This window comes from Veillonella sp., from assembly GCF_041333735.1.
Lineage (GTDB): Bacteria > Bacillota > Negativicutes > Veillonellales > Veillonellaceae > Veillonella.
On sequence record NZ_JBGKFB010000001.1, the window covers coordinates 1,235,453 to 1,258,178 of the forward strand.

28 protein-coding genes are annotated in these 22,726 nt (G+C 39.0%); all 28 read left to right on the top strand.

Going from position 1 to position 22,726, the window contains the following annotated elements; all coding sequences use genetic code 11:
* The first annotated feature begins 4 nt into the window (after positions 1 to 4).
* The 28 genes from ACDF53_RS05650 (at position 5) to ACDF53_RS05785 (ending at position 22,721) form a co-directional block, all read left to right on the top strand.
* Positions 5 to 790 (top strand): ABC transporter ATP-binding protein, encoded by a 786-nt coding sequence (locus ACDF53_RS05650; protein WP_370815689.1) that lies wholly within the window; start codon positions 5 to 7, stop codon positions 788 to 790.
* A gap of 184 nt (positions 791 to 974) precedes the next feature.
* Positions 975 to 1,982, top strand: coding sequence for a ketol-acid reductoisomerase (gene ilvC / locus ACDF53_RS05655; RefSeq protein ID WP_370815690.1), 1,008 nt, complete (start codon positions 975 to 977; stop codon positions 1,980 to 1,982).
* 144 nt (positions 1,983 to 2,126) lie between these two features.
* A complete protein-coding gene (locus ACDF53_RS05660) occupies positions 2,127 to 2,636 on the top strand; it encodes a hypothetical protein (RefSeq protein WP_370815691.1) in 510 nt (169 codons plus the stop codon).
* Between the two features lie 123 nt (positions 2,637 to 2,759).
* Positions 2,760 to 3,221, top strand: a complete 462-nt coding sequence (locus tag ACDF53_RS05665) for a DUF3290 family protein (RefSeq protein ID WP_129823898.1) — start codon at positions 2,760 to 2,762, stop codon at positions 3,219 to 3,221.
* A gap of 12 nt (positions 3,222 to 3,233) precedes the next feature.
* Complete coding sequence (locus ACDF53_RS05670) at positions 3,234 to 3,953, top strand: DUF421 domain-containing protein (protein WP_370815692.1); 720 nt, start codon at positions 3,234 to 3,236, stop codon at positions 3,951 to 3,953.
* 137 nt (positions 3,954 to 4,090) lie between these two features.
* A complete protein-coding gene (locus ACDF53_RS05675; RefSeq protein ID WP_370815693.1) occupies positions 4,091 to 5,818 on the top strand; it encodes a radical SAM protein in 1,728 nt (575 codons plus the stop codon).
* Between the two features lie 9 nt (positions 5,819 to 5,827).
* A complete protein-coding gene (gene pgeF, locus ACDF53_RS05680; protein WP_370815694.1) occupies positions 5,828 to 6,682 on the top strand; it encodes a peptidoglycan editing factor PgeF in 855 nt (284 codons plus the stop codon).
* 129 nt (positions 6,683 to 6,811) lie between these two features.
* Entirely contained in the window at positions 6,812 to 7,498 is a 687-nt protein-coding gene (locus ACDF53_RS05685; RefSeq protein ID WP_295837935.1) for a YggS family pyridoxal phosphate-dependent enzyme, read from the top strand.
* Between the two features lie 51 nt (positions 7,499 to 7,549).
* A complete protein-coding gene (locus ACDF53_RS05690; protein ID WP_295867637.1) occupies positions 7,550 to 8,047 on the top strand; it encodes a cell division protein SepF in 498 nt (165 codons plus the stop codon).
* Between the two features lie 26 nt (positions 8,048 to 8,073).
* Positions 8,074 to 8,868 (top strand): pyrroline-5-carboxylate reductase, encoded by a 795-nt coding sequence (gene proC / locus ACDF53_RS05695; protein ID WP_370815695.1) that lies wholly within the window; start codon positions 8,074 to 8,076, stop codon positions 8,866 to 8,868.
* A 2-nt stretch (positions 8,869 to 8,870) separates the two neighbouring features.
* The gene (locus ACDF53_RS05700; protein ID WP_105084894.1) at positions 8,871 to 9,656 is read left to right on the top strand and encodes an RNA-binding protein; all 786 of its coding nucleotides are present in this window, start codon (positions 8,871 to 8,873) and stop codon (positions 9,654 to 9,656) included.
* 57 nt (positions 9,657 to 9,713) lie between these two features.
* Positions 9,714 to 10,361 carry a bifunctional precorrin-2 dehydrogenase/sirohydrochlorin ferrochelatase gene (locus tag ACDF53_RS05705; RefSeq protein WP_370815696.1) on the top strand — a complete coding sequence of 216 codons (648 nt, stop codon included), beginning with the start codon at positions 9,714 to 9,716 and terminating at the stop codon, positions 10,359 to 10,361.
* Positions 10,330 to 11,601, top strand: a complete 1,272-nt coding sequence (hemA, locus tag ACDF53_RS05710) for a glutamyl-tRNA reductase (RefSeq protein ID WP_105094157.1) — start codon at positions 10,330 to 10,332, stop codon at positions 11,599 to 11,601. The genes ACDF53_RS05705 and hemA overlap by 32 nt, the downstream gene beginning before the upstream one ends.
* Positions 11,602 to 11,605: 4 nt before the next feature.
* A complete protein-coding gene (gene hemC, locus ACDF53_RS05715) occupies positions 11,606 to 12,544 on the top strand; it encodes a hydroxymethylbilane synthase (protein ID WP_370815697.1) in 939 nt (312 codons plus the stop codon).
* Complete coding sequence (gene cobA, locus ACDF53_RS05720) at positions 12,541 to 14,049, top strand: uroporphyrinogen-III C-methyltransferase (RefSeq protein ID WP_370815698.1); 1,509 nt, start codon at positions 12,541 to 12,543, stop codon at positions 14,047 to 14,049. Before hemC ends, cobA begins: the two co-directional genes overlap by 4 nt.
* Before the next feature lie 9 nt (positions 14,050 to 14,058).
* Positions 14,059 to 15,033 carry a porphobilinogen synthase gene (gene hemB, locus ACDF53_RS05725; RefSeq protein WP_039969007.1) on the top strand — a complete coding sequence of 325 codons (975 nt, stop codon included), beginning with the start codon at positions 14,059 to 14,061 and terminating at the stop codon, positions 15,031 to 15,033.
* Positions 15,034 to 15,042: 9 nt separating this feature from the next.
* On the top strand, positions 15,043 to 16,350 hold the full coding sequence (gene hemL / locus ACDF53_RS05730) for a glutamate-1-semialdehyde 2,1-aminomutase (protein ID WP_370815699.1): 1,308 nt from the start codon (positions 15,043 to 15,045) through the stop codon (positions 16,348 to 16,350).
* Positions 16,351 to 16,434: 84 nt separating this feature from the next.
* The gene (locus ACDF53_RS05735; protein ID WP_105097369.1) at positions 16,435 to 16,896 is read left to right on the top strand and encodes a helix-turn-helix domain-containing protein; all 462 of its coding nucleotides are present in this window, start codon (positions 16,435 to 16,437) and stop codon (positions 16,894 to 16,896) included.
* Between the two features lie 315 nt (positions 16,897 to 17,211).
* The gene (locus ACDF53_RS05740; RefSeq protein WP_370815700.1) at positions 17,212 to 17,439 is read left to right on the top strand and encodes a hypothetical protein; all 228 of its coding nucleotides are present in this window, start codon (positions 17,212 to 17,214) and stop codon (positions 17,437 to 17,439) included.
* Positions 17,440 to 17,877: 438 nt separating this feature from the next.
* A complete protein-coding gene (locus ACDF53_RS05745; protein WP_370815701.1) occupies positions 17,878 to 18,039 on the top strand; it encodes a hypothetical protein in 162 nt (53 codons plus the stop codon).
* Between the two features lie 240 nt (positions 18,040 to 18,279).
* Positions 18,280 to 18,666, top strand: a complete 387-nt coding sequence (locus ACDF53_RS05750; RefSeq protein ID WP_370815702.1) for a hypothetical protein — start codon at positions 18,280 to 18,282, stop codon at positions 18,664 to 18,666.
* A 5-nt stretch (positions 18,667 to 18,671) separates the two neighbouring features.
* A complete protein-coding gene (locus ACDF53_RS05755; protein WP_370815703.1) occupies positions 18,672 to 19,088 on the top strand; it encodes a hypothetical protein in 417 nt (138 codons plus the stop codon).
* 109 nt (positions 19,089 to 19,197) lie between these two features.
* On the top strand, positions 19,198 to 19,575 hold the full coding sequence (locus tag ACDF53_RS05760; protein WP_370815704.1) for a hypothetical protein: 378 nt from the start codon (positions 19,198 to 19,200) through the stop codon (positions 19,573 to 19,575).
* A 117-nt stretch (positions 19,576 to 19,692) separates the two neighbouring features.
* Complete coding sequence (locus ACDF53_RS05765; RefSeq protein ID WP_370815705.1) at positions 19,693 to 20,112, top strand: hypothetical protein; 420 nt, start codon at positions 19,693 to 19,695, stop codon at positions 20,110 to 20,112.
* Positions 20,113 to 20,321: 209 nt separating this feature from the next.
* On the top strand, positions 20,322 to 20,753 hold the full coding sequence (locus ACDF53_RS05770) for a hypothetical protein (protein ID WP_370815706.1): 432 nt from the start codon (positions 20,322 to 20,324) through the stop codon (positions 20,751 to 20,753).
* Positions 20,754 to 21,026: 273 nt separating this feature from the next.
* Positions 21,027 to 21,299, top strand: coding sequence for a hypothetical protein (locus ACDF53_RS05775; RefSeq protein ID WP_370815707.1), 273 nt, complete (start codon positions 21,027 to 21,029; stop codon positions 21,297 to 21,299).
* Between the two features lie 107 nt (positions 21,300 to 21,406).
* A complete protein-coding gene (locus ACDF53_RS05780; protein ID WP_370815708.1) occupies positions 21,407 to 21,829 on the top strand; it encodes a hypothetical protein in 423 nt (140 codons plus the stop codon).
* A 124-nt stretch (positions 21,830 to 21,953) separates the two neighbouring features.
* On the top strand, positions 21,954 to 22,721 hold the full coding sequence (locus tag ACDF53_RS05785) for a M48 family metallopeptidase (RefSeq protein WP_370815709.1): 768 nt from the start codon (positions 21,954 to 21,956) through the stop codon (positions 22,719 to 22,721).
* Positions 22,722 to 22,726: the final 5 nt, after the last annotated feature.

Below are 22,726 nucleotides of genomic sequence, written 5' to 3' on the forward strand. Positions count from 1 at the left end.
TTGTGTGAGTAGTGAATTACTCCATTATGAAGACGTCAAGTTTCGTCGTGAAGGCCGCGAAATTTTAAAAGGCATTAATTGGCATGTTGAAGAAGGAGAGAATTGGGCCTTATTAGGTCTTAATGGGGCTGGTAAATCGACGATGCTCAGCATGATTCCAGCTTACCAAATTCCTACAACAGGATTATTACGCGTATTTGGTCATGAATTTGGTAAATATGCATGGCCTAAGATCAAGGCCCGATTAGGCTTTGTTAGTTCGGCGCTTGGACAATTCCAGTCCACCTTGGATAAACAAGTGGTAGAAGATGTTGTTATTTCTGGTGCTTTTAATAGTATTGGTATTTATCAACAGGTAGAGCCTGAAGTACGTGAACGAGGACTGCAATTATTGTCTGAATTTGGTTTGTCCTATTTGGAAGGCCATAGATTTCATACACTATCTGCTGGTGAACAGCGCCGTGGTTTACTAGCACGTGCTATTATGGCTAATCCAGATTTGCTCATTTTAGATGAGCCTTGTTCTGGACTTGATTTGCCTGCTCGTGAGCAATTCTTAAGAACTGTTGAGAATATGGCACGAGAGGAGCATAAGCCTTTTATTTATGTATCTCATCAAATTGAAGAGATTATGCCCAGTATTACACATGTAGCTATTATTAAAGATGGCCTCATTGTGTATAAAGGCAAGAAGCGAGACATCTTGACAGATGAAATTCTAAGCGACGTATTTGGTATTGATGTATCTGTTGTATGGGAGAAAAATCGCCCATGGATTATAGTTAAGTAAGAGCTAAAACTGGGATAATTCATTTTTTCTTAATACAAAAAGGGTACAAATTTAAGTTGTAGATTAGTCTATTTGACTATTCGATAAATTACGATATACACTACAAATCTTGCATTTATTTGTGAGATTGTGTACAGTATATATATTAAATATTCTATTGAATATATATTGGAGGTTGTCTAGTATGGCAGGTAAAATTTTAGGTACTACAGTTTATTATGATGCAGATTGTAATTTGAGCAAATTGGAAGGCAAAAAAATTACAGTTTTAGGTTACGGCTCCCAAGGTCATGCGCATGCATTGAACTTGAAAGAAAATGGTATGGACGTAACAATTGGTCTTCGTGGTGGTTCTTCTAGCTGGAAAGCTGCAGAAGAAGCAGGCCTTACAGTTAAAGAAACTGCAGAAGCAGTTAAAGGTGCTGACATCGTTATGGTATTGATTCCAGACGAATTACAAGCAGACGTATATGCACAAGATATTGCTCCTAACTTAAAACAAGGTGCATACTTGGCATTTGCTCACGGCTTCAACATTCACTTTGGTAAAATCGTACCTCGTGAAGACATCAACGTATTCATGGTAGCTCCTAAAGGCCCTGGTCATTTAGTACGTCGTACATACCAAGAAGGCTCCGGTGTTCCTTGCTTGTACGCAGTAGAAAAAGATCCATCTGGTGATACTGAAGAAGTTGCATTAGCATGGGCTTCTGGTATCGGTGGTGGCCGTTCCGGTATCTTGGAAACTAACTTCAAATCTGAAACTGAAACTGACCTCTTCGGTGAACAAGCTGTATTGTGCGGCGGTGTTACTGAATTGATCAAAACTGGTTTCGAAGTATTAACAGAAGCTGGTTATGAACCTGTAAACGCTTACTTCGAATGCTTGCATGAAATGAAATTGATCGTAGACCTTATCTACGAAGGTGGCTTCCAAAAAATGCGCCACTCCATTTCCAACACTGCTGAATATGGTGACTACCATGCAGGTCCTCGCGTAATTACTGCAGAAACTAAAGAAGCTATGAAACAAATCTTGGCTGATATCCAATCTGGTAAATTCGCCGACGAATTCTTGGCTGACTCCAAAAATGGTCAAAAATTCCTTAAAGAACATCGTGAAGCAGCTGCTAACCATCCAATCGAACCAGTTGGTGCAGAACTTCGCAACTTGATGAGCTGGTTGAAATAAGAGATTACATTAGTAATTTCTTGATAAGCATAGGCTTACTGAAAGCGACCCCATTTGGGGTCGCTTTTTATTGAGTAATACAAGTACGTATGATATAGTTAACGTAGAGTCAGTGTAGTATATTTTGGTATAAGGAGAGATACTATGAGTTCTACAACTATTATTATCATCGTGGCGGTTGCAGTCATTTGGGCCATTTTGTTTGCCGTATTTATGAAGTTCAATAAAAAACGACAAGCCGGTGAACAACAATTTGTACAAGAGAATGCTAATAAAGCGATTCTTCATATTTATGGTAAATCTGTAAAGGTTGATGGTAAGGACCTTTCTACTATTGATCATAAAACTGGTCAATATGGTCAAGTCATTGTGGCAGTAACACCAGGAGAACATACCATTGAATCCGTATATTACACAACGGATAATGTAGGCACTAAAACAAAGAATGTTGAAACACAGCCTGTTACTATCACAATTCCAGTACAAGCAGGTAATGAATATAATGCGGCTATGTATTTCTATTCCGCGGAACAACGTAAGGCGTATTATAAAGGTGACGTTGACGATGCCGTTTTAGAAGTTGAACTAGAATTAGAATCTGGTTTTACAGCGAATACCCATGCTTATATCATCGTGTACCGTGAATGTAAATAAATTAGTATAGAAACTGTTTAATAGAGCTATCGTTGTGGTAGCTCTATTTTTTATAAGTCGTTGTTGGTTATTAGCATATTTATTTGTGATATAATAAAGAATAATATATGAAAGGAGAACAATATGGATTTTTACACGTTGGCCTATGTTGAAAGTCAGGCTGTGACAGGCCAAACATGGGGCTTTATCGTTTTTGTTGCCATTCTTTTAGCACTGCTTGTTCTAGGTGTACAGGTATTGCGAAATGGTTTTACTAATCGCTATCGTGATTTATTGGTTATTTTGTCTTTAGTTGTAGTGTTTTTCTTAGGACTGGAGTATCAAGAATATAACCGAATGAAAACATACTCTGAAGACTCTTCTCGTATGGCTCAATTTCTACATTCGTTTAGTACTGATCAATCCATACCAAGTGAACAACTGGCGGTTAACTCCTTAAAGATTCGTAATGGTATGATTTTAAAGGTTAATGATGCTTATTATGAGGTTCAGTTCAACCCAGAGTTTTCAACCTATACGATTACCCGTGTCTATAAGGTAAGCCCTACTGATCGAATTCATGATGTCGAGGATGTATTACCATAAGGAGGACCACATATGACAGAAGCTATGGCCGTCTATGGGATGGTCTTTGCCAAACTCGCCATTGGTCTCTTGGCGATTATTTTACAAATTAACTTAATGGGGAAAGGGAACTTAGCTCCAACCTCTGCACTTGACCAATTGCAAAACTATGTACTTGGTGGTATTATTGGTGCCATCATTTATAATGATCAAATTGGTATTTTACAATTTATGTTAGTCCTCATTTTATGGACTATTCTTGTAATGACTCTTAAGTTCTTAAAAGGTAATCTTCGTTTCTTTAAAACAATTCTAGATGGACATCCAGTCATTGTAATTGAACGAGGTCATATTTTAACAGATGAATGTATGCGCTATGGTATTCAAGCTGCAGAGCTTAAATTGAAATTGCGTACTGCTGGTGTTCAGTATGTAACCGATGTAAAACGTGCTGTACTAGAACAAAATGGTCAGTTAAGCGTTGTTCAATTTGGTGATGAAAATATTAAATTTGACCTTATTGATGATGGTCAGATTAATCATTTTACATTAGATGTAATTGAAAAAGGCCAGGATTGGCTAGAAGAAGAAGTTGAAAAGCAAGGCTATAAAATTAAGGAGGTATACATTGCAGAATACAAAGATGGGGAAGTTGTTATTTACCCTTATGAAAAAAAACATCGCCCTCAAATTGTAAAAACACTTAAAGATAAGACCTCTCATACAAAGGATAAATTGAAATCTAAATTGTAATGTTTCTTGGTCTTATAGTATAGTTAAGATAAGTATTATATACTACTCTTATAGACATACAAATATAGACATACAAACGATATATAAAATGTTTTTAAGCCCACTATTCGTAGTGGGCTTATATAGAAAGGAAATTAGTGAATCGTAAAGATTTAATTGATAGATTACAAGCATTATATAAAGACGAAGATAGTCGGGTAACGGTAAACCCTCATGCAGGGCAGAAGGTAGCTATCGTCTATCCTAATACATATTTTGTAGGCATGAGTAATCTTGGTCTCCACATTATTTATGAGGAAATCAACTTACGCAATGATAGCGTATGTGAACGTATCTTCTTGCCTGAGAAAAAGGAATTAGAAGCATACGATAAGACTAAGACACCGTTGATGAGTGTTGAAACACAGCGGCCTATGCATCAATTTGATGTGGTGGCCTTTGACGTGACCTTTGAAATGGACTATTTTCATATTCCGTTGATGTTACGTCATGGACGCGTACCTATTATGGGGAAGGACCGCACCGAATTTGATCCTATCGTTATTGCCGGTGGCCCATGTGCTACCTTTAATCCTGAGCCATTTGCTGACTTTATCGATGCTTTCATCATCGGTGAAGGGGAAGGTATCGTTAGTCGCGTTCTAGATATCATTCGCGATGGCAAAATGGAGGGTCTAGATCGACATGCTATTTTGCGTCAATTAGCGAATGTATCTGGCGTGTACGTCCCATCCTTATATGTGCCGATTTATAGCGAAGATGGGGGCTTTAAAGGCTATGATATTGCAGACGGTGCGCCGAAGACGATTAAACGCCACTTTGAAATGCTCACTAGTGGCGGCGAAACCGTAGTAGCAACAAACTATACAGAATTTGGCGCTATGTACATCATCGAGGTGGCACGTGGTTGTGGACGACATTGTCGATTCTGTATGGCCGGGTATTGTTTCCGTGTACCGCGCGTACGACCTTTAGACATATTAAAAGAAGGCGTAGATAGAGCAGAGAAATTAGGTAAAAAGGTAGGCCTTATGGGGGCCGCTATTTCTGATTATCCAGAGGTAGATGAGTTAGTTACTTATATTCGTTCTAAAGATATGCGTTATTCTTGCGCATCCTTGCGGGCAGACTCCTTAACACAAGCCGTTGTAGATGGCTTGGCAGATAGTGGGCAAAAGACGATTACCATTGCGCCAGAAACGGGCAGTGAACGATTGCGGCGCGTAATTAATAAGGGTATTAGCGAAGAGCATTTACAAAATGCTGCCACTTTATCCGCTAAGTCTGGTATCCAACATATGCGACTCTACATTATGATTGGGTTGCCAACGGAAACTGACGAAGATATTGAAGCAATTGTAGGTCTGGCAGAACGGACGCAAGCCCATATGGCAGAGGTAGGCTGTAAAGGTCGTTTAACGCTCAGTATCAATCCATTTATTCCAAAGCCTTTTACACCATTCCAATGGATGGCTATGGATCATCAAAAAACGGTGGAGAAAAAACTTCAATATATTAAAAAAGCATTGCAAAAGAACCGTCGTATAGAGGTGCTCGTTGAATCACCTAAAGAGGCGTATATCCAAGGCGTACTAGCTCGTGGTGATCGCCGTCTTGGTGCTGTTCTTGCGGCATGTGCAGCAGATCGTGGCAGTAAGTCCTTTAAGTCTGAAATGAAGGCAGCAGGCCTTGATATGGACGATATGAACTATCGTGAACGTAGCTTTGATGAATTCTTGCCGTGGAGTCATCTCGATATGGGCATGGATGAGGGATATCTTGAAATGGAATGGAAACGTTCCGTCGATGAAGCGTATACACCTCCATGTGTACAAGGCTGTAAGCGCTGTGGTGTTTGTAAATAGGAGGCACTCATGAATGAATCTGTAAAACGTATAGATGTAAAAGGTCCTCATGGTACTTGGTCCTATGAAACTCCTAATTGGGCAGATCGTTTTCCTATTACAATAGGTGATACGTACCGTCATGGTGGTGTATCTCAAGAGCCCTATGAATCACTAAATTTAGCATTTCACGTAGGGGATGAGCCTAAGTATGTTCGTGAAAACCGTGCTATTATTGCTGAATATTTAGGTGTTGAACCAGAACGAATCTCTTGTGGTAATCAAGTACATGGTTTAAAAGCTGTAGAAATCACAGAAGATCTCGTTGGTGCTGGAGCCTTTGGAGAGGATACAGCTATAGCCGATTGTGATGCTGTATTTACAAAATTACCGAATGTACCGCTATTTTTATTTACTGCTGATTGTGTAGCTGTAGGTATTTATGATGCTAAGCATCACGCTATCGCTACGGTACATGCAGGCTGGCGTGGTGCCATTGGTCATTTGCCGGTGCTCACTATTGAGGCTATGAAAGAAACTTACGGCACTGAGTTCAAAGACTGTTATGTATATCTTGGGCCTAGCATTGGACCAGAATCCTTTGAAGTCGATGTAGAGTTAGGAAAACGTTTTGAAATAGCTTGGCGTGGTATGACCGACCGTAGTGTGGCTGATATTGTAAACTATCCAGGTGATAAACTAGATAAAGCCTATATCAACTTATGGAACTTTATCGCCGAAGGACTTATGGTGAATGGTGTGCCTAAAGAAAATATCGCTATTGGCGGTACCGATACAGTAACAGATAGAGTTTGTTATTCCTATCGTCGGGAATCTGGTAAAACAGGTCGCATGGCTTTATTTGGCATGCTACAAGAATGGTAGTATATACATACATAGATTTATAGGCTTTATAAGACCTAAATGATGTACAATCAATACTAAATACTATATAATAGAATAGTCTATACAAATATATTTTATGGTTTTATATATAGATTGAAGGGGGATCACATGATAGAAGAATCCCTACACGCTATACAGCAGCGCATGGCGGATGCTATGGCGCGCGTTGGTCGCGTAGATACAGCATTATTGGTAGCGGTTACCAAGAACCATCCCGTATCAGCGGTGGAAGAGGTGGCGCGTCTCGGTGTAACTCATGTGGGTGAAAACCGTGTACAAGAGGCCAAAGAAAAACAGCTCACCTATAAAGGTCCACAATTAACATGGCACTTGATTGGTCATTTACAGGTCAATAAGGTGCGTCAAGCGGTGCCTATGTTTGATTTAATTCATTCTGTAGACAGCCGTAAATTATTAGATGAAATCGAAAAGGTGGCAGCAAAGCACGATAAGGTACAAGATGTATTGTTGCAAGTTAATGTAGCTCGCGAAGCATCTAAAACGGGTATGACCGTTGAAGAGTTTCCGGAAATACGAGACTATGCAAAGACATTACCTCATGTCCGTGTTCGGGGCTTGATGTGTATGGCACCATTTTTCGATGATCCAGAGGAAGCACGTCCAATCTTCCGTATAGCCAATGCCTTGTATGAGGATATGAAGGGCTATTTTGAAGAAGGGCAGATTCAATATTTATCTATGGGGATGACTCACGACTTTGAAGTCGCTTTGGAAGAAGGGGCTAATATTGTTCGTGTAGGCACAGCAATTTTTGGGGAACGTGTGTATTATTAAGGCTCGGGTTGCCTAGTAATCGGTAGCGTTATGTATTAGGAGGAAATCCAAATGGCATTGGGAGATTATTTAGACAAAGCAAAAAACTTATTCTTAGGCAAAAATGATGATGACTATGAATATGATGATTATGACTACGAAGATGATGAGGAATATGAAGCTGAACCAGCTCCAGTAGCTCCAGCAGCACCTGTATCCGGCGCATCTGAATTTCATCCACGCAAGGTAGGAGGCCAATCTACGATGACACAACGTCCAACAGCTATGAAAGTAGTTGTAATTGAACCAAAAGTATTTGAAGATTCTGAAAATATTACACATCAATTGCGCGACATGCGTCCTGTATTGATTAACTTTGAAAATACAGATCCTCATGAAGCAGCGCGTATTGTGGACTTCGTATCTGGTGCGACATTTGCATTGGATGGCAAATTGGAAAAGGTGGGTAAGGACATTTTCATGTGCGTACCTGTAAATATTTCCATTGATTATTCTGATAATGAAAGTAACAAAACTGAGCAAAACGAATACGCTTGGGAAAACAAATAATTTCTCTATAAACGGTGGTGACAACGATGTTAGGTAAAACCTTATGTATTGGCGTTGGCTCGATGGGGGGCGCTTTATTGCGCGGTGCATTACAGCATGGCGTGTTGAAAGCAAGTGATACGCACATTCTAGTACGTCGCGAAGAACAATGTAAGGCTCTTACAGAGGAGCTTGGTGTAGTAGGTTTTACGACTATGCCTAATGTGCATGAGTACAATACTATTCTCTTGGCTGTAAAACCACAAGTGTTACCATCTGTATTAGAGACGTTAAAAGAAGTACCTTATGGGACTGTTATGATTTCCGTTGCTGCAGGTATTACCTTAGATACTCTAGATGCAGCGATTCCGCAAGCTAACTGGTTTAGAGCTATGCCAAATACACCGGCTTCTATCGGTGCAGGCATGACGGCTCTTGCAGGGGATGATGTAAATACAGACTTAGGTCGCGCTGTGCAAGCCTTGTTTGAGGCTGTCGGCGAAGTGGCCGTGGTAAGCGAAGCTGATTTAGATCGCTTAGGTGCACTATCTGGTGCGGGCCCTGGCTATATGTTCGTCATTCTTGATGCGTTAGCTGATGCGGGCGTTCGCATTGGATTGCCTCGTCACTTGGCCATCAAGGCAGCGGCTCAAACGATGTATGGTGCTGGTAAGATGGCTCTTGAAAGCGGCAATCATCCAGCAGTACTACGAGATCAAGTAACAAGTCCAGGTGGCACGACCATTGCCGGTATTGGTGCCATGGAAAAAGGTGGACTTCGCAGTGCTCTCCAAGACGGCGTAGTAGCATGTCTTGCTCGGTCGAATGAATTGGGGAAATAATTTTGGCAGATACTAGTAAATTAATTCGATATTTTGAAGCCAGTGGCAGCGGTGAGGAAGCTCGCCGCATGCTAGACTTGGCTGAGCAGGTTGTAAAAGGTCGCCCTTATCGCGTGGCGGACTTTACGAGCCCTGCAGGTCTTGTCATTGCAGATGCAATCAAGGCTAACTACCCACAGCTTATCGTTAAGACCGATGGTGGCTATGAAGGGGCGGAACGTATCCGTATCGCCTTTGTAGATAGCGACTTTAACGGTACGGTGGACATGGGCATTCGCGCCCTTAAGGTAAATTGGGACCCACGGTTCCGATTGCTTACCCATCGCGATGTGCTAGGCTCCTTGATGGGGCTCGGCATTGATCGCTCCAAATTTGGTGACGTTATCGTTCAGCAAGGGGGCGCTCAAATTATGGTGGATGAAAGCGTAGCAGACTTTGTGATTCAAAACTTCACAAAAATCGCTATGGTTTCCGTGTCTGTAGAGGCTATTGACCTATCAGATATTGCACCAAAAGAAGAAAAAATTAAAGAAGTCCGCACTACAGTTGCTTCGTTGCGCTTAGATGCGGTGGCAAGTTCTGGTTTTAGCGTGTCTCGTACTAAATTGGTGAGCGCTATTAATGCAGGATTATTGCAAGTAAACTGGCAACCAGCTAAGGGTGCATCCCAAGAGGTTAAAGAAGGGGATGTAATCTCTATGCGTGGTCGTGGCCGAATGAAGGTAGAAGCCATTACAGGTACATCTCGTAAGGGGCGTATCGGCGTATATCTGAAACGATTCATGTAGGCAATTGAAAATCGGCTTGACCATCAAGCCGATTTTTTTATATATAGTAGGACAGCCATGGTATCCATAACATTTCAACCTACAACTGAAGATACAATTCTATTCGTTGGTGGCGGGGAGGTCGCAGAGCGACGAATACAGCTCTTTATTGATGAGCCGTGCAACATTGTCGTGATTGCTCCCAATGTAACAGATACGATTAGCCAATGGGCAAAGGATAATCGTATCACTTGGCACGACCGTGCTTTCACAATGGATGATGAACACCATATTATAACGAGCAGTTTGTTCTTTATCTGCACAGATAATAGCGAATTAAACGATACGTTATATAATATGGGGAAAAAATACCACGTTTGGACTAATCGCAGTGATGCCCCTAGGGCGTGCAGATTTACTGTGCCTTCATCTCTTGAACTAGGCGATCTTCATATCGCTATTAGCGCTAATAACGTAGGACCTCGTATCAATCGCCTCGTAAAGCAAGATATGATGAATCGTTATGGTCAGTTGCAAAAGGCTATGCCTAGACTTAAAATATTTAGAGAAGAAGTAAAGTTACTACTTCCTACCCCAGAGGCTCGACAGAAATTTTGGCGAGACCATCTGACCGTAGAAACTTTTGAAGCCATTCTCAAGGGAGAGTGGATGACTATAGAGGAGAAACTTGACCATGAAATTAGTGGTATTAGGTCTAAATCATAGAAGTGCCGCTGTTGAGGTGCGTGAGCGTTTCTCGTTTGATAAGGACGAGGTCGCTTCAGCACTGAACCGCCTCTATGAATTCGACTGTGTAGCAGAATGCGTTATATTGTCTACATGCAATAGAACTGAAATCTATGCGGCTTTAGAAGGTGTAGAGTTCCCTAAAGAATATATGCTGGCTGTGTTAAAGGATTTAAAAGGTGCCGACCACATCGATGAAGATGCCTTTTTCTTCTATGAAGAGCGCGATTGCATTGAACATCTATTCCGCGTATCTGCAAGTCTTGATTCCCTTGTGTTGGGGGAAGGTCAAATTTTGAGCCAATTAAAAGGAGCTTATATTCAGGCTTATAGCGCAGGTTGCACAGGCACAATTTTTAATATCTTATTCCAACGTGCTATCAGTGTTGGTAAAAAGGTACGGACGAACACAGGTATTGCTAATACGCCTGTATCCGTTAGTTACACCGCTGTTAACCTTGCGGAGGACAGCCTAGATAAACCATTATCTGAAGCGACGGTGCTCATCTTAGGTGCTGGCACCATGAGTGAGTTGACAGCAACGCATCTACAAGCAAAGGGCGTAAAAACGATTTTTGTATCCAATAGAACCTTTACTAAGGCAGAGGCTCTAGCAGAGCGATTTAATGGTAAAGCTGTTAAGCTAGATAACTTTGTAGATTACGCTAAAGATGCGGATATCCTCATTACATCTACAGGGGCGCCGCACTATATTATTACGGAACGTGAAGCAAAGAAAATTACCTCCCTTCGCAAAGGTGAGCCAATCGTTATGATTGATATTGCGGTACCACGCGATATCGATCCTGCTGTGGCAGATATGGAAGGTATTTATTTATTCAATATTGACTCCCTTGAAAGCGTAGTAGAAGAAAATAAGGCACAGCGCGAAGAGGAAGCTCGTCGTGCGGAGCCTATCATTCACGATGCTATTGAAGAATTATTGGACAAATTGAGCTATTTAACGGTGCGTCCTATGATGGCATTGCTTACTGAAAAAGCAGAACGCATTCGCCGTCGTGAATTGCATCGGGCATTAGCAAAATTACCTGATATTTCTGATAAAGAGCGCCGCATTATGGACTCTATGAGTCGCATGATCATCCGCAAAATGTTGCGTGAACCGATGATTCACTTCAACGAAATCGCTGGTACAGAGGAAGAAGGTTTGTACTGGGATTTATTCAAAGATATGTTTAATCTTGAGAAAGAAGGCTAAGGCCATGAGAGACCATATTCGAATCGGCACGCGAAAAAGTGCCCTTGCCCTATGGCAGGCTGAACATATTAGTGCAGAGTTACAACGTCTGTACCCAAACATTACGGTCGAGCTAGTTCACTTCAATACAAAGGGGGACCGTATCTTAGAAAAACCACTGGCTCAAGTTGGTGGTAAAGGTTTGTTTACAGCTGAATTAGAAGAAGCTATGCACAAAGGCGACATTGATATCGCCGTACATAGCTTGAAAGATATGCCTACAGAGTTGCCAAAAGGGCTAACTCTTGGTGCTATCTCTGCTCGTGAAGTGCCTTACGATGCGCTTGTGAGCCCCATGTATAAAACATTAGATAAATTGCCTGAAGGTGCTCGCGTCGGTACAAGTAGCTTGCGTCGTCAAGCGCAATTATTACATGTCCGTCCCGACCTTAAGGTCGAGGTTATCCGCGGTAATGTACAAACTCGTTTGAGTAAGATTGAAACAGAAAAACTAGATGGCGTTATCTTGGCACAAGCCGGTCTTAAACGGTTGGGCTTAGATGATCAAATTACCCAAGTATTTAAAGCGGATGAAATGATTCCTGCTGTTGGTCAAGGGGCACTCGCTATCGAGTGTCGTGCTGACGATACGGAAATGCTTGAAATGCTAGCTCCTATTAACGACGAAGCTACACGCTATGCTGTTGAAGGGGAACGCAGCTTCTTGCGTCAGTTAAATGGTGGTTGCCAAGTGCCGATGGGGGTACATGGTACTATCAATAAAGGTCAATTGACCTTAAAGGCCATGATTGCATCCCTCGACGGTAAAACTGTGTACGAAGGAGAAATTTCTGGCCCAGCAAAGAAAGCTGAAATTCTTGGTAAAAACCTTGCAAAAGCCTTATATGAAGAAGGGGGCAAACATATTGTGGATGCTCTCATAGAGGAAGGAATCATAAAATGACAGGTATGGTATATCTAATCGGTGCAGGCCCTGGCGATGTTAAACTCATTACTGTAAAAGGTCGCGAATGCATTGAAAAAGCAGATGTAATTGTATATGACTATTTAGCAGATGCTCATTTGTTAGAATGGGCTCGCCCAGATGCAGAGTTGATCTACGCTGGTAAACAATGTAAAGATCACACAATGCACCAATGGGAAATCAACGAGTTATTAGTTCAAAAAGGTAAAGAAGGAAAAATCGTAGCGCGCTTAAAAGGCGGTGATCCACTCGTATTTGGACGCGGTGGTGAAGAGGCGATGGCTCTTGGGGAAGCTGGTGTACCATTTGAATTCGTACCAGGCGTAACATCTCCAATCGCAGCACCTGCTTATGCAGGTATTCCTGTAACACAACGCGCTATGGCTACATCCTTTGCGGTTGTAACCGGTCATGAGGATCCAACTAAAGCAGTATCTGGCATTCATTGGGAAGGCCTTGCTACAGCGGTTGATACACTTTGCTTTGTAATGGGTGTTGGCAATTTACCTACCATTGCAGAAAAATTGATGGCTCATGGACGCCCAGCTTCTACACCAGTTGCGCTTGTTCGTTGGGGTACAAAAACAGTTCAAGAAGTTCTCGTATCTACCCTTGAACATGTAGTAGAAGACGTAGAAAAGGCACAACTAAAAGCGCCAGCTATCATCGTAGTAGGCGATGTAGTTAACCTTCGTGAAAAATTACAATGGTTCGATAATAAACCGTTATTCGGTAAAACTATTGTAGTTACACGCGCTCGCTCCCAAGCTAGTGCATTCCGCGAAAAATTAGAAGCTCAAGGTGCTAATGTAGTCGAAGCGGCAGCGATTAAAACATCTCCATTGGAGTTGTTTGATGAAGATCGTCGTATCATCAATAATACAAAACAATACCAATGCATTGTATTCACATCTGGCGAAGGAGTTCGTTACTTCTTTGATGCTCTTTACAAAGAGGGCAAGGATACACGTGCATTAGGTAATTCTAAAGTAGCAGCTATTGGCTGTGCTACAGCTCGGGAACTTCAAAAATACGGCATTGTTCCAGATATTATTCCTGTAGACTATAAAGCTGAATCTGCTGTAAAGGCTCTTGAAGAAGAACTTAAAGCAGGCGACTCCGTATTGCTCATCCAACCAAAAGTAGCGCGCGACGTAATTCCACGCTCTTTGCGTCATCACGATATAGATGTAGATATTTTGCGTTTATATGAAACGACACAAGATACATCTCAACAAGAAGCATTAGTCAATGCATTAACTGCAGGTACTGTAGACTACATTACGTTTACAAGTTCCTCTACAGTAACCAATACAATCCAATTATTGGGCGATGATGCATTAAAATTATTAGGCAATACAAAGATTGCTTGCATCGGACCTATCACAGCTGCTACAGCTATGAGTGCAGGTCTTAAACCAGCTGTTATCAGCGATGTATATACAACTGATGGCTTGGTAAATGCTATTGTTAAGGACATTTAGGAGGATTACATGTACGATTTAACATACCGTCCTCGCCGCTTGCGTATCAATCCAGAAATGCGTGATTTGGTACGGGAAACGACACTCGACGTAACTGATTTAATTTATCCATTATTTATCGTTCCTGGTGAAGGTATCAAAAAAGAAATCGATACGTTGCCAGGCCAATACCACTTATCCGTTGATGAAGCTGTAAAAATGGCTCAAGAGGTATATGATCTTGGTATTCTTGGGGTAGAAATCTTCGGTATTCCTACATATAAGGACGAACAAGGTTCCTCTGCATGGGATATGTCCCAACCTGTACAACAAGCTATCAAAGCCATCCGTGCAGCTGTGCCAAACCTATTGGTGGTAGCTGATGTTTGCTTGTGCCAATACACAACAACAGGCCATTGCGGCATGATTGATGATCATGAAATCTTAAATGATGAAACATTGCCATTGCTTTGTAAAGTAGCGGTAAGCCAAGCAGAAGCAGGTGCTCATATGGTGGCTCCATCCGATATGATGGACGGCCGTGTAGGTGCTATCCGTGAAGCCCTTGATGCGGCAGGTTATACTAATGTGTCCATCATGAGCTATGCTGCAAAATACGCATCCGCTTACTATGGTCCATTCCGTGGTGCCGTTAACTCTGCTCCTAAATTTGGTGATCGTAAATCCTATCAAATGGACCCAGCAAATCGCTTGGAAGCTTTCAGAGAAATCGAACTCGACATCGCTGAAGGTGCAGATATTATTATGATTAAACCAGCATTGTCCTACTTGGATATCGTTCGCGAAACACGTGACCGCTATGAATTACCTGTGGCGGTATACAATGTATCTGGCGAATATGCGATGGTTAAATCCGCTGCAGCAGCTGGTCTTATCGACGAAGAACGCCTCGTTATGGAAACAATGCTTTCTATGAAGCGCGCCGGTGCTAAAATCATCATTACGTACCATGCTATAGATATTGCTAAATGGTTACAAAAGTAAGGAGAAACCATGTTCCAACTCGGTAAATCTGAAAAAGCCTTTGAAGAGGCTAAACGTTATATGCCAGGTGGCGTAAACAGTCCTGTTCGTTCCTACCGCAGTGTAGGTTCTAACCCTCCGTTTATTAGCAGTGCTAGCGGTAGCCGTATTTATGATATCGATAATAACGAATACATCGACTATGTGTTGAGCTGGGGCCCTATGATTTTGGGCCATGCGAACCCTGAAGTTATTGCAAGCTTACAAGAGGCAATTCCTCGCGGCACTAGTTATGGTGCGCCTACACTACTAGAAACAGAATTGGCTAAGAAGGTACAAGCCTTTATGCCATCTATGGAGGTTATCCGCCTCGTTAACTCTGGTACAGAGGCCACTATGAGTGCTTTGCGCGTAGCTCGTGGGTATACTGGTCGCGATCGTATCGTAAAATTCGTTGGCTGTTACCATGGGCATAGTGATGCGCTTTTGGTAAAAGCTGGCTCTGGCCTTGCTACCTTTGGTGTGCCAGATAGCCCTGGCGTTCCACAAGGCGTAGCAGAAAATACCATAACTTTGCCGTACAATGACTCTGATGCAGTTCGCAAATTATTCGACGACATCGGCGATACTATTGCGGCGATTATCGTAGAACCTGTAGCAGGCAACATGGGCTGCGTGCCTCCAGAACCAGGCTTCCTTGAAACCTTGCGTGAAGTAACTAAGGCTCATGGTGCATTATTGATCTTTGATGAAGTTATGTGTGGCTTCCGCGCTAGCAGCGGCGGTGCTCAAAAACGTTATAACATCAAACCTGATCTTACATGTTTAGGTAAAATCGTTGGCGGTGGTATGCCACTTGCTGTATTTGGCGGTGCTCGTGAGATTATGAACCAAATTGCACCAGCTGGTCCTATTTACCAAGCCGGTACATTAAGCGGTAACCCTATTGCTGTTACCTCTGGTCTTGCAACGCTTTCCATTTTGCAACGAGACCCAACAATTTTTAAACAAGTTGAAGATGCAACCATAGCTCTTTGTGAAGGTTTTGAACGTTTGGCAGCTCAATACAATGTGCCTGTTGTAGTGCAACGGGTAGGCTCCATGTTCACCATCTTCTTCACTGATAAACCAGTTAAAAACTTCGATGATGCAGCAGCTTGTAATGAAGAACAATTCAAAATGTTCTTCCATCATAACTTGAGCCATGGTATCTACTATGCGCCAAGCCCTTATGAAAGTAACTTCGTATCTATCTGCCATAAGAGCAGTGAAATCGAACGTACATTGGCCGTAGCTGATGAAGCTTTCAAAAAAATCGGTGATACATTAAAAAATTAGTGATACATTATTATAAAATCAGTAATTCACTATTATGAAAGCATATAGTTTGTAGTTGTTTATGTATCGATGTAGGTGATGAACATGCAGTTTTACAAGAACTTAAAGCGTGCTCGCGTGCGCATGGGCAAAAGCCAAATCGAAGTAGCAAAGGCCGTAGGTATCAGTAATGCGGCGCTTTCAAATTACGAAACAGGGTATCGCGAACCAGATTTAGATACACTCTGTGCCCTGTCTCGCTATTATGGATTGACCTTGGATGAGCTGTTAGATGTAAATGGAGAACAACACGAGCCCATCTATGATCTCAGTCCTGTACTCAAAAATAAATACATCGCCTATAAAGGTGAAGTATTCGAGTTGAAAGACTCACAAAAACGTGCGCTCTTGCGCGAGCTAGATAATCTATTTACTAAATTTGAGAAATCAAAGGTAGAAGATAAAAGTAGCAAGCCAAAAACGTACAAACATGGGAACCCACATATCAATCGAGCGGGCCTAGCTAACAGCGCTGGTAGCTTAGCGGCACGACGAAATATAAAGTAGGTTAATATACTAAATTATAGATTGAGTGGAACATGTTTATTTGAACAACTGAATTAGAGTGATTTAAAAGCACCATCTATCTTAATGGGAAACGACACATAAATCGGACCTAGGTAGATGGTGCTTTTGTATTACTATATTGTAAATGCCTGTGCTAACGCTTTGAGATTTTTTAGGTTAACTATAAAAATAAATTAAAGATAACAATATTAAAATATCAGTTGGTGATATAAGTTGGTTTAATATATAATTGAAATATAGAAGTGATCAAGATGAGTTAATGTGGTCTATTAAATTTAATATAGGGAGATAAGAATGTATTTTATAGATGAAATTATAGATTTTATTAATAAAAATGTTGACTCTTGGTTGATTGCGACTTTGATCTTGTTATGGGCAATAATATTTCCTCAATATACAGGGATTCATTTTAATGGTGACTTTAAGCGTCCAGGTTCTATTGAATCTACTCTAACACGAATTATTGCAATCCTCATGCTTATCGGTCTGTTTATAGTGGAATTTGTTTTTGACAATAAATAAGATGATTTATTTTATTTGTTTAGGACGGAATTATGAATGTAATAGAAAGATTGCTCTTTGAAGAAGGTTATTCTTTTTTCTTGGTGTGTGTAATATTAATTTTTTTATTTTTGTTTCCACAGTTTTCTGGGGTGAAAGAGAGTAAACTATTAATTAAATATAGAATTTCTCCACGGCTATTTATATTGTTTATGTTGATACTTGTGATATTAATGCATTATGGTCTAAGCCTTTAAGAATATAAAAGTTTCTAAGCCAATTGAACATGACATTATTGATGAATTGATAGCATGTATGGTTGATAATGCATCCAGTAGCGGGGTTATGTCTACTGAAGAAAGGCTTAACCTCTTAGCCAAATATAATACTTAGCAAAGAGCTGATGAGGATAGAGAGAACGAGCTTGATTAGAATGAAATAGATAAATAATGGGGGAATATGAATATTGGAATAGTTTTGCTTTTAATAGGAGTAATTCTTTATATTATAGGTAATATTGCAGATACGGTTCATTATGATGTTGGTGTATCTACAACTCATTATGGAATTGAGGCAACAGGTGCGTATACAGATTATGTGGGAAATATAAATGATGCTTAAATATGGGATTCAGATTATAATCGAATAATTTATCAATATTGGTATAATCATCCACAAGAACCATTAGAGGTTTATAATGGTCCGAGCGGGCATGCTATGCTAATTAAAAGAACACCGTTTGGTGTATTGCAACACAAAGGTACTACTTATGGGGATAATAGAGATTGGTATATTAGTAGAGATTTTGATAGGTATAATGGAAGATTATATTATAGAAGGGTAAGGATGTAATAAAGATATATGCGAATAAGTTTATTGAAAGAACTTGGGGCAAATTTATTTAAATATATGTTTGGTGGTATTGTAGTAGCCTTTATACTAATTATAATTGTTGGTATCACTACTCGATATTATCATTATAATGACAATTCTTCTGCATTAATCAGATATGGATATTCTCTCTACAAAGAGGATTTGATTGATGAGATAAACTGGATTCGCATTGGTGATAAGTTTATGGTGAAGAATTCTGACTATACTGACTTTAAGGCAAAGTATAATCAGAGTAGATTCTTAGCTGATATAAATGATAATAAGGACAAAATTAGTGCAGGTCTTAATACCAATAGCATTAGAGTCCAGTTGAAAGAAGACTTTATACGAATTAAATATAAAATGGTGGATTGATAAAGATGGTTTTCGATAGGGTTGTTATTAATAAATTAAAAATAATTATATTTGTAGTAGGAATAATCATAGGCTCATTTAGTGGTGCTCTTGTATTAGAGAAAATAGATAATACATTGGAATCCATTTATTCTGGTAGACAAGCTCTTATTTGGAATGAATATAAAAGTTTTGATCATCGTGAGCATTTTACTATCAATGCCATCTATCCTTTTAAATATGAAATTGGTAGTGTTAGACCTTATTTTATTGTTGATGCAGTAAGTAATAGTAATATGGATACAATAGAAAAATCTTTAGCTTTAAATGGATGGCAACAAATAGAGGCTAATACATTTAAAAAAGAAACTAGTGGAGACGTATTAAAATTATCTGTAAAACCTATTAACATGAATGAATTTATGATTGTATATTATTACTAACTTTTACAAATGGAATCCATACTATTAGTTATGTGCTAATCGTAATAATTAATGAATAGTTATATAGGTAAAGTTATTCAGAAATGTATTAGTGGAGTTAGAAGAGATTATGAACGCTGGGCGTATCTTATGTAGTATTTTACTAGCTATGTATGCAATATATATTATACGAAATAATACAATAACTATTGCAGGCGCAAATGTTAAGAGAAGCCTTGTTCTTACAATGATACAATTAGGTCAATTATTGATGATTGAATTAATGGTTATTTTCGGTGGGACGATTTTACATAGCTTTTCTATTTTTTCGTTAATACTTGCGGTTCTTCTTTTGTGGGAAATGTTTGCACTAAAGCAAAATCTCAATGAATATTTTATGTGCAAGGAAGGAAAAAGCTATGGCATTAGTATTATAGGAAAAGGTCGAATTGCTGTGTCTGTAGGACAGAGTATCCTTTTAATCTTTCTTGGAATCTGGAGTTGGTAACATTTAATTAGCATTAAAGTTAACAATAATTCATAATAAAATATTAAATAGAATTACATCTTTATTATCCCTATTTACTTATTTTATAATAATGAAAATTAAGATTAGTGGTGGAATATGAATAAAAGTTATTTTAAATTGAGTAGTTTGCCTTTTGCAGTTAAGTTTTATGTCGGTTTTGCTTTATTTGTATTTCTACTAATGGGGCTTACTTTTTTACATGCGTATATTAATAGACCTGAACAAATGAAAAGCCTTCAATTATATGAGCAAAAATTAGAAAGCATATCCTCGAAAAAAGTAAATGAAAAGTATTATACATCTGGTAGAAATGCTCAAAATAATAATCTTGAAATTACGTACGACTCTCTTACAATTGGAGATGTTAAAGGAGAACTTTCAAAACAAAATATAGGCTGGAATGAAATCAACAAAAATCGTATTGTTGGACATGATTATGATACTAATATTTATCTCGAACTATTTAAAGAACGAGGCTCTGATAAAGTGACTTTAATATTACAAAAAAGAAATTAATTATGGGTAGCAAAATTGTACTATCTCAACAACTAATGCATAAATAGAACTCCAAATGGAAGCAGGGGTTGATTAGTAGTTGAGGAAAAAGATAATACTAATAATTAGCATATTAGGAAATATTTTTCGCTGTTTTTACTTGGTGGCTAGTTTGTTAGCAACTCTACTAAATAAATCTAGTATATAGGCAGTATAAAGGACTTTGAGGGATGAAATTTAAAACAATTTATTCTGTTGTTTGGTATACATTTATAGGCTGTTTTTTCGTATGGCTAATTTGTGGATTAGGCTATAGGTTTTTGTTTAATGATACTGTTGAGCAGTCTAGAATGGAACTAACACAAGCTTTAAATGCAGCTTTCCCGAGAGATCACTATATAATTGATGGAGATGTATATGATTCGAACAGAAGAAATCTATTATCTATAGGAGTATCAATAAACATAAAGAAGGATTCACTACATAAAGATATAAAATCAATAAAGCCCTTAAATGGAGAATGGACTTTAATTGATCAGACTGCGTCTCGTTATGTATATGAAAATGAATCGTATAGAGTATATGTAACAAAGTATTCAGAGAATGATGGATATATTGTAGTGTTAGCACGTAATAATTGGTTAGAAATATTGCATTTATAATTCATTATTAGGGATAAAAGCTTTTGCAGATTGTTATATTATAGTGAGCTTATGGAGAAATATTACAATTATATAAATATGAATAAAATAATAGATTTTTTTAAGAGTTTACTGCAGCTATCCAGGATATTGGTAGGTATATTTGGTCTATTTCTCTTTATAGGTGGGGGTTGGTTATATCATGATTTACAGTATCGGTATGTAGTTGATAGCAGATACAATACAATTTTTGATAAGGCTTACAGTGTATATCTCATTAATAAAGGTATTTCGATGGATATTATTAATGATAAAATTTATGCGATGAATGATGATGTCTATGTTATTATCAATCAAGAGAGCAATACAATTATCGTATATTATTTAAATCTAGAAGATGTTGAAACTATAAGTAATTTTACTAGATTACAACAACAGTATTACGGTGATAAGATGATCTTACAACCTATTGAAAGTTTAGGTCCATCTGAAACATTTGATATGTATAAGAAATTGTCAGAAGCACCTGGAAGGTTTAAATCACAAGGTAGCCGAATTTCTTTTTAATAGCAGTATAATTTTAGACTCCAAGTTCTAACAATATAGTTAGGTCTTTAAGTATTTATTGTTAAGGGCTATTTTATTTATATACTTTAATATAAAAAAGGCGTTATATGAGAAAAAAATTGTTATTAATATTTTTAGTATGTGTTGCTATTCTTTTTGTAACTATCAATATTAGAGATTCTATGCAACGACCATTTCATCGTGAACGAGTAAATAACTTTATTACGGTTGCTAAAGATATAATCCAAAATAATGACCAACTAGAGATTACTGAAATAGGTGAAGGTGGACGTATGAAAGGTGGTGGGTGGGGGAATCATATCCACTTTAAATCAAATCTTTCAGAAGAGAAGACTGTTGAGTTAATTATTCCTCCATTACAAGCTATTACAGGCAATAAGATGATAGGTAAAGTATCTGATTCAAGGATAACTTCTTATCAATTTGGCTTTGCACAATTTGGTGGAGATTTACTTTATACCGGACCATATGATGGGAATTGGGAGTTGCTAGTCATCAGTCAACCTTAGAATGTAATAATATTAAATCAAACTGCAGATAGTTGATTATGTTTAATCAGCTATCTGTTATTTTATTATGTTATCTATATCGAATAATTCCTATTAAAATTACTAGAATTTTACGATTTTATGAGTGTTTTATGATAAAATAAAAGGTATGAATACTTCAACAACTAGGTCTATTACCTATAATGGCGACAGAATTGAATATGAGTTAACCATCAAGCGTGTGAAGAACATGAACATGCGCATTACAAAGGATGGTGTGATCCATGTGTCGGCGAATGCCTATGTGCCGGATTATAGGGTGGACAAGTTTGTTATTGAGAATATGCCATTCATTGAGCGAGCTCGTTACAAGATTGATGCATTGAATGCCAAGCGCGTCGATGCGTTGCAGTATGTGAATGGTGAAAGTTTATCAATCCTCGGCATTCCTGTTACGTTGCGCCTAGTTGAGCAGGACGGAAAGCCTCATATTGGCTTTGACGGAAAAGCCATCCTTACTATGGTGGTACCTCGTGGTACGACCTTTGAGGCTAAGCATAAATTAATGCAAAGTTATTGGCGTAATTTAGGGGAGAAGGTCTTTGTTCATTGGGCAAAGGTCGTGTATCAACGCTACCACAAGCAAGGTATTGATGTGCCTATGCCAATCATAAAACAGCAGCGTATGAAGAGTCGTTGGGGTTCTTGTACGCCAGCTAAGCAGCTCATAAAGATGAACACCCGTTTATTAGAGGGGCCACAGGCGTATATTGAGTACGTTATGATTCATGAGTTTGCTCATTTTAAATATTTAGACCATTCTAAGAACTTTCACAATCTAGTGGCACAGTTTTTGCCAGATTGGAAAGCTCGTAAGAAGTCATTGAACGTGTATTTTGCTCATCGCCCTTAAAGGAG

Excerpts from the sequence above, each read along its gene's own strand:
- ilvC (WP_370815690.1), top strand. The coding sequence starts at position 975 with ATGGCAGGTAAAATTTTAGGTACTACAGTTTATTATGATGCAGATTGT.
- ACDF53_RS05660 (WP_370815691.1), top strand. The coding sequence starts at position 2,127 with ATGAGTTCTACAACTATTATTATCATCGTGGCGGTTGCAGTCATTTGG.
- ACDF53_RS05665 (WP_129823898.1), top strand. The coding sequence starts at position 2,760 with ATGGATTTTTACACGTTGGCCTATGTTGAAAGTCAGGCTGTGACAGGC.
- ACDF53_RS05670 (WP_370815692.1), top strand. The coding sequence starts at position 3,234 with ATGACAGAAGCTATGGCCGTCTATGGGATGGTCTTTGCCAAACTCGCC.
- pgeF (WP_370815694.1), top strand. The coding sequence starts at position 5,828 with ATGAATGAATCTGTAAAACGTATAGATGTAAAAGGTCCTCATGGTACT.
- ACDF53_RS05685 (WP_295837935.1), top strand. The coding sequence starts at position 6,812 with ATGATAGAAGAATCCCTACACGCTATACAGCAGCGCATGGCGGATGCT.
- ACDF53_RS05690 (WP_295867637.1), top strand. The coding sequence starts at position 7,550 with ATGGCATTGGGAGATTATTTAGACAAAGCAAAAAACTTATTCTTAGGC.
- proC (WP_370815695.1), top strand. The coding sequence starts at position 8,074 with ATGTTAGGTAAAACCTTATGTATTGGCGTTGGCTCGATGGGGGGCGCT.
- ACDF53_RS05705 (WP_370815696.1), top strand. The coding sequence starts at position 9,714 with ATGGTATCCATAACATTTCAACCTACAACTGAAGATACAATTCTATTC.
- hemA (WP_105094157.1), top strand. The coding sequence starts at position 10,330 with ATGAAATTAGTGGTATTAGGTCTAAATCATAGAAGTGCCGCTGTTGAG.
- hemC (WP_370815697.1), top strand. The coding sequence starts at position 11,606 with ATGAGAGACCATATTCGAATCGGCACGCGAAAAAGTGCCCTTGCCCTA.
- cobA (WP_370815698.1), top strand. The coding sequence starts at position 12,541 with ATGACAGGTATGGTATATCTAATCGGTGCAGGCCCTGGCGATGTTAAA.
- hemB (WP_039969007.1), top strand. The coding sequence starts at position 14,059 with ATGTACGATTTAACATACCGTCCTCGCCGCTTGCGTATCAATCCAGAA.
- hemL (WP_370815699.1), top strand. The coding sequence starts at position 15,043 with ATGTTCCAACTCGGTAAATCTGAAAAAGCCTTTGAAGAGGCTAAACGT.
- ACDF53_RS05735 (WP_105097369.1), top strand. The coding sequence starts at position 16,435 with ATGCAGTTTTACAAGAACTTAAAGCGTGCTCGCGTGCGCATGGGCAAA.
- ACDF53_RS05740 (WP_370815700.1), top strand. The coding sequence starts at position 17,212 with ATGTATTTTATAGATGAAATTATAGATTTTATTAATAAAAATGTTGAC.
- ACDF53_RS05745 (WP_370815701.1), top strand. The coding sequence starts at position 17,878 with ATGAATATTGGAATAGTTTTGCTTTTAATAGGAGTAATTCTTTATATT.
- ACDF53_RS05750 (WP_370815702.1), top strand. The coding sequence starts at position 18,280 with ATGCGAATAAGTTTATTGAAAGAACTTGGGGCAAATTTATTTAAATAT.
- ACDF53_RS05755 (WP_370815703.1), top strand. The coding sequence starts at position 18,672 with ATGGTTTTCGATAGGGTTGTTATTAATAAATTAAAAATAATTATATTT.
- ACDF53_RS05760 (WP_370815704.1), top strand. The coding sequence starts at position 19,198 with ATGAACGCTGGGCGTATCTTATGTAGTATTTTACTAGCTATGTATGCA.
- ACDF53_RS05765 (WP_370815705.1), top strand. The coding sequence starts at position 19,693 with ATGAATAAAAGTTATTTTAAATTGAGTAGTTTGCCTTTTGCAGTTAAG.
- ACDF53_RS05770 (WP_370815706.1), top strand. The coding sequence starts at position 20,322 with ATGAAATTTAAAACAATTTATTCTGTTGTTTGGTATACATTTATAGGC.
- ACDF53_RS05775 (WP_370815707.1), top strand. The coding sequence starts at position 21,027 with ATGGATATTATTAATGATAAAATTTATGCGATGAATGATGATGTCTAT.
- ACDF53_RS05780 (WP_370815708.1), top strand. The coding sequence starts at position 21,407 with ATGAGAAAAAAATTGTTATTAATATTTTTAGTATGTGTTGCTATTCTT.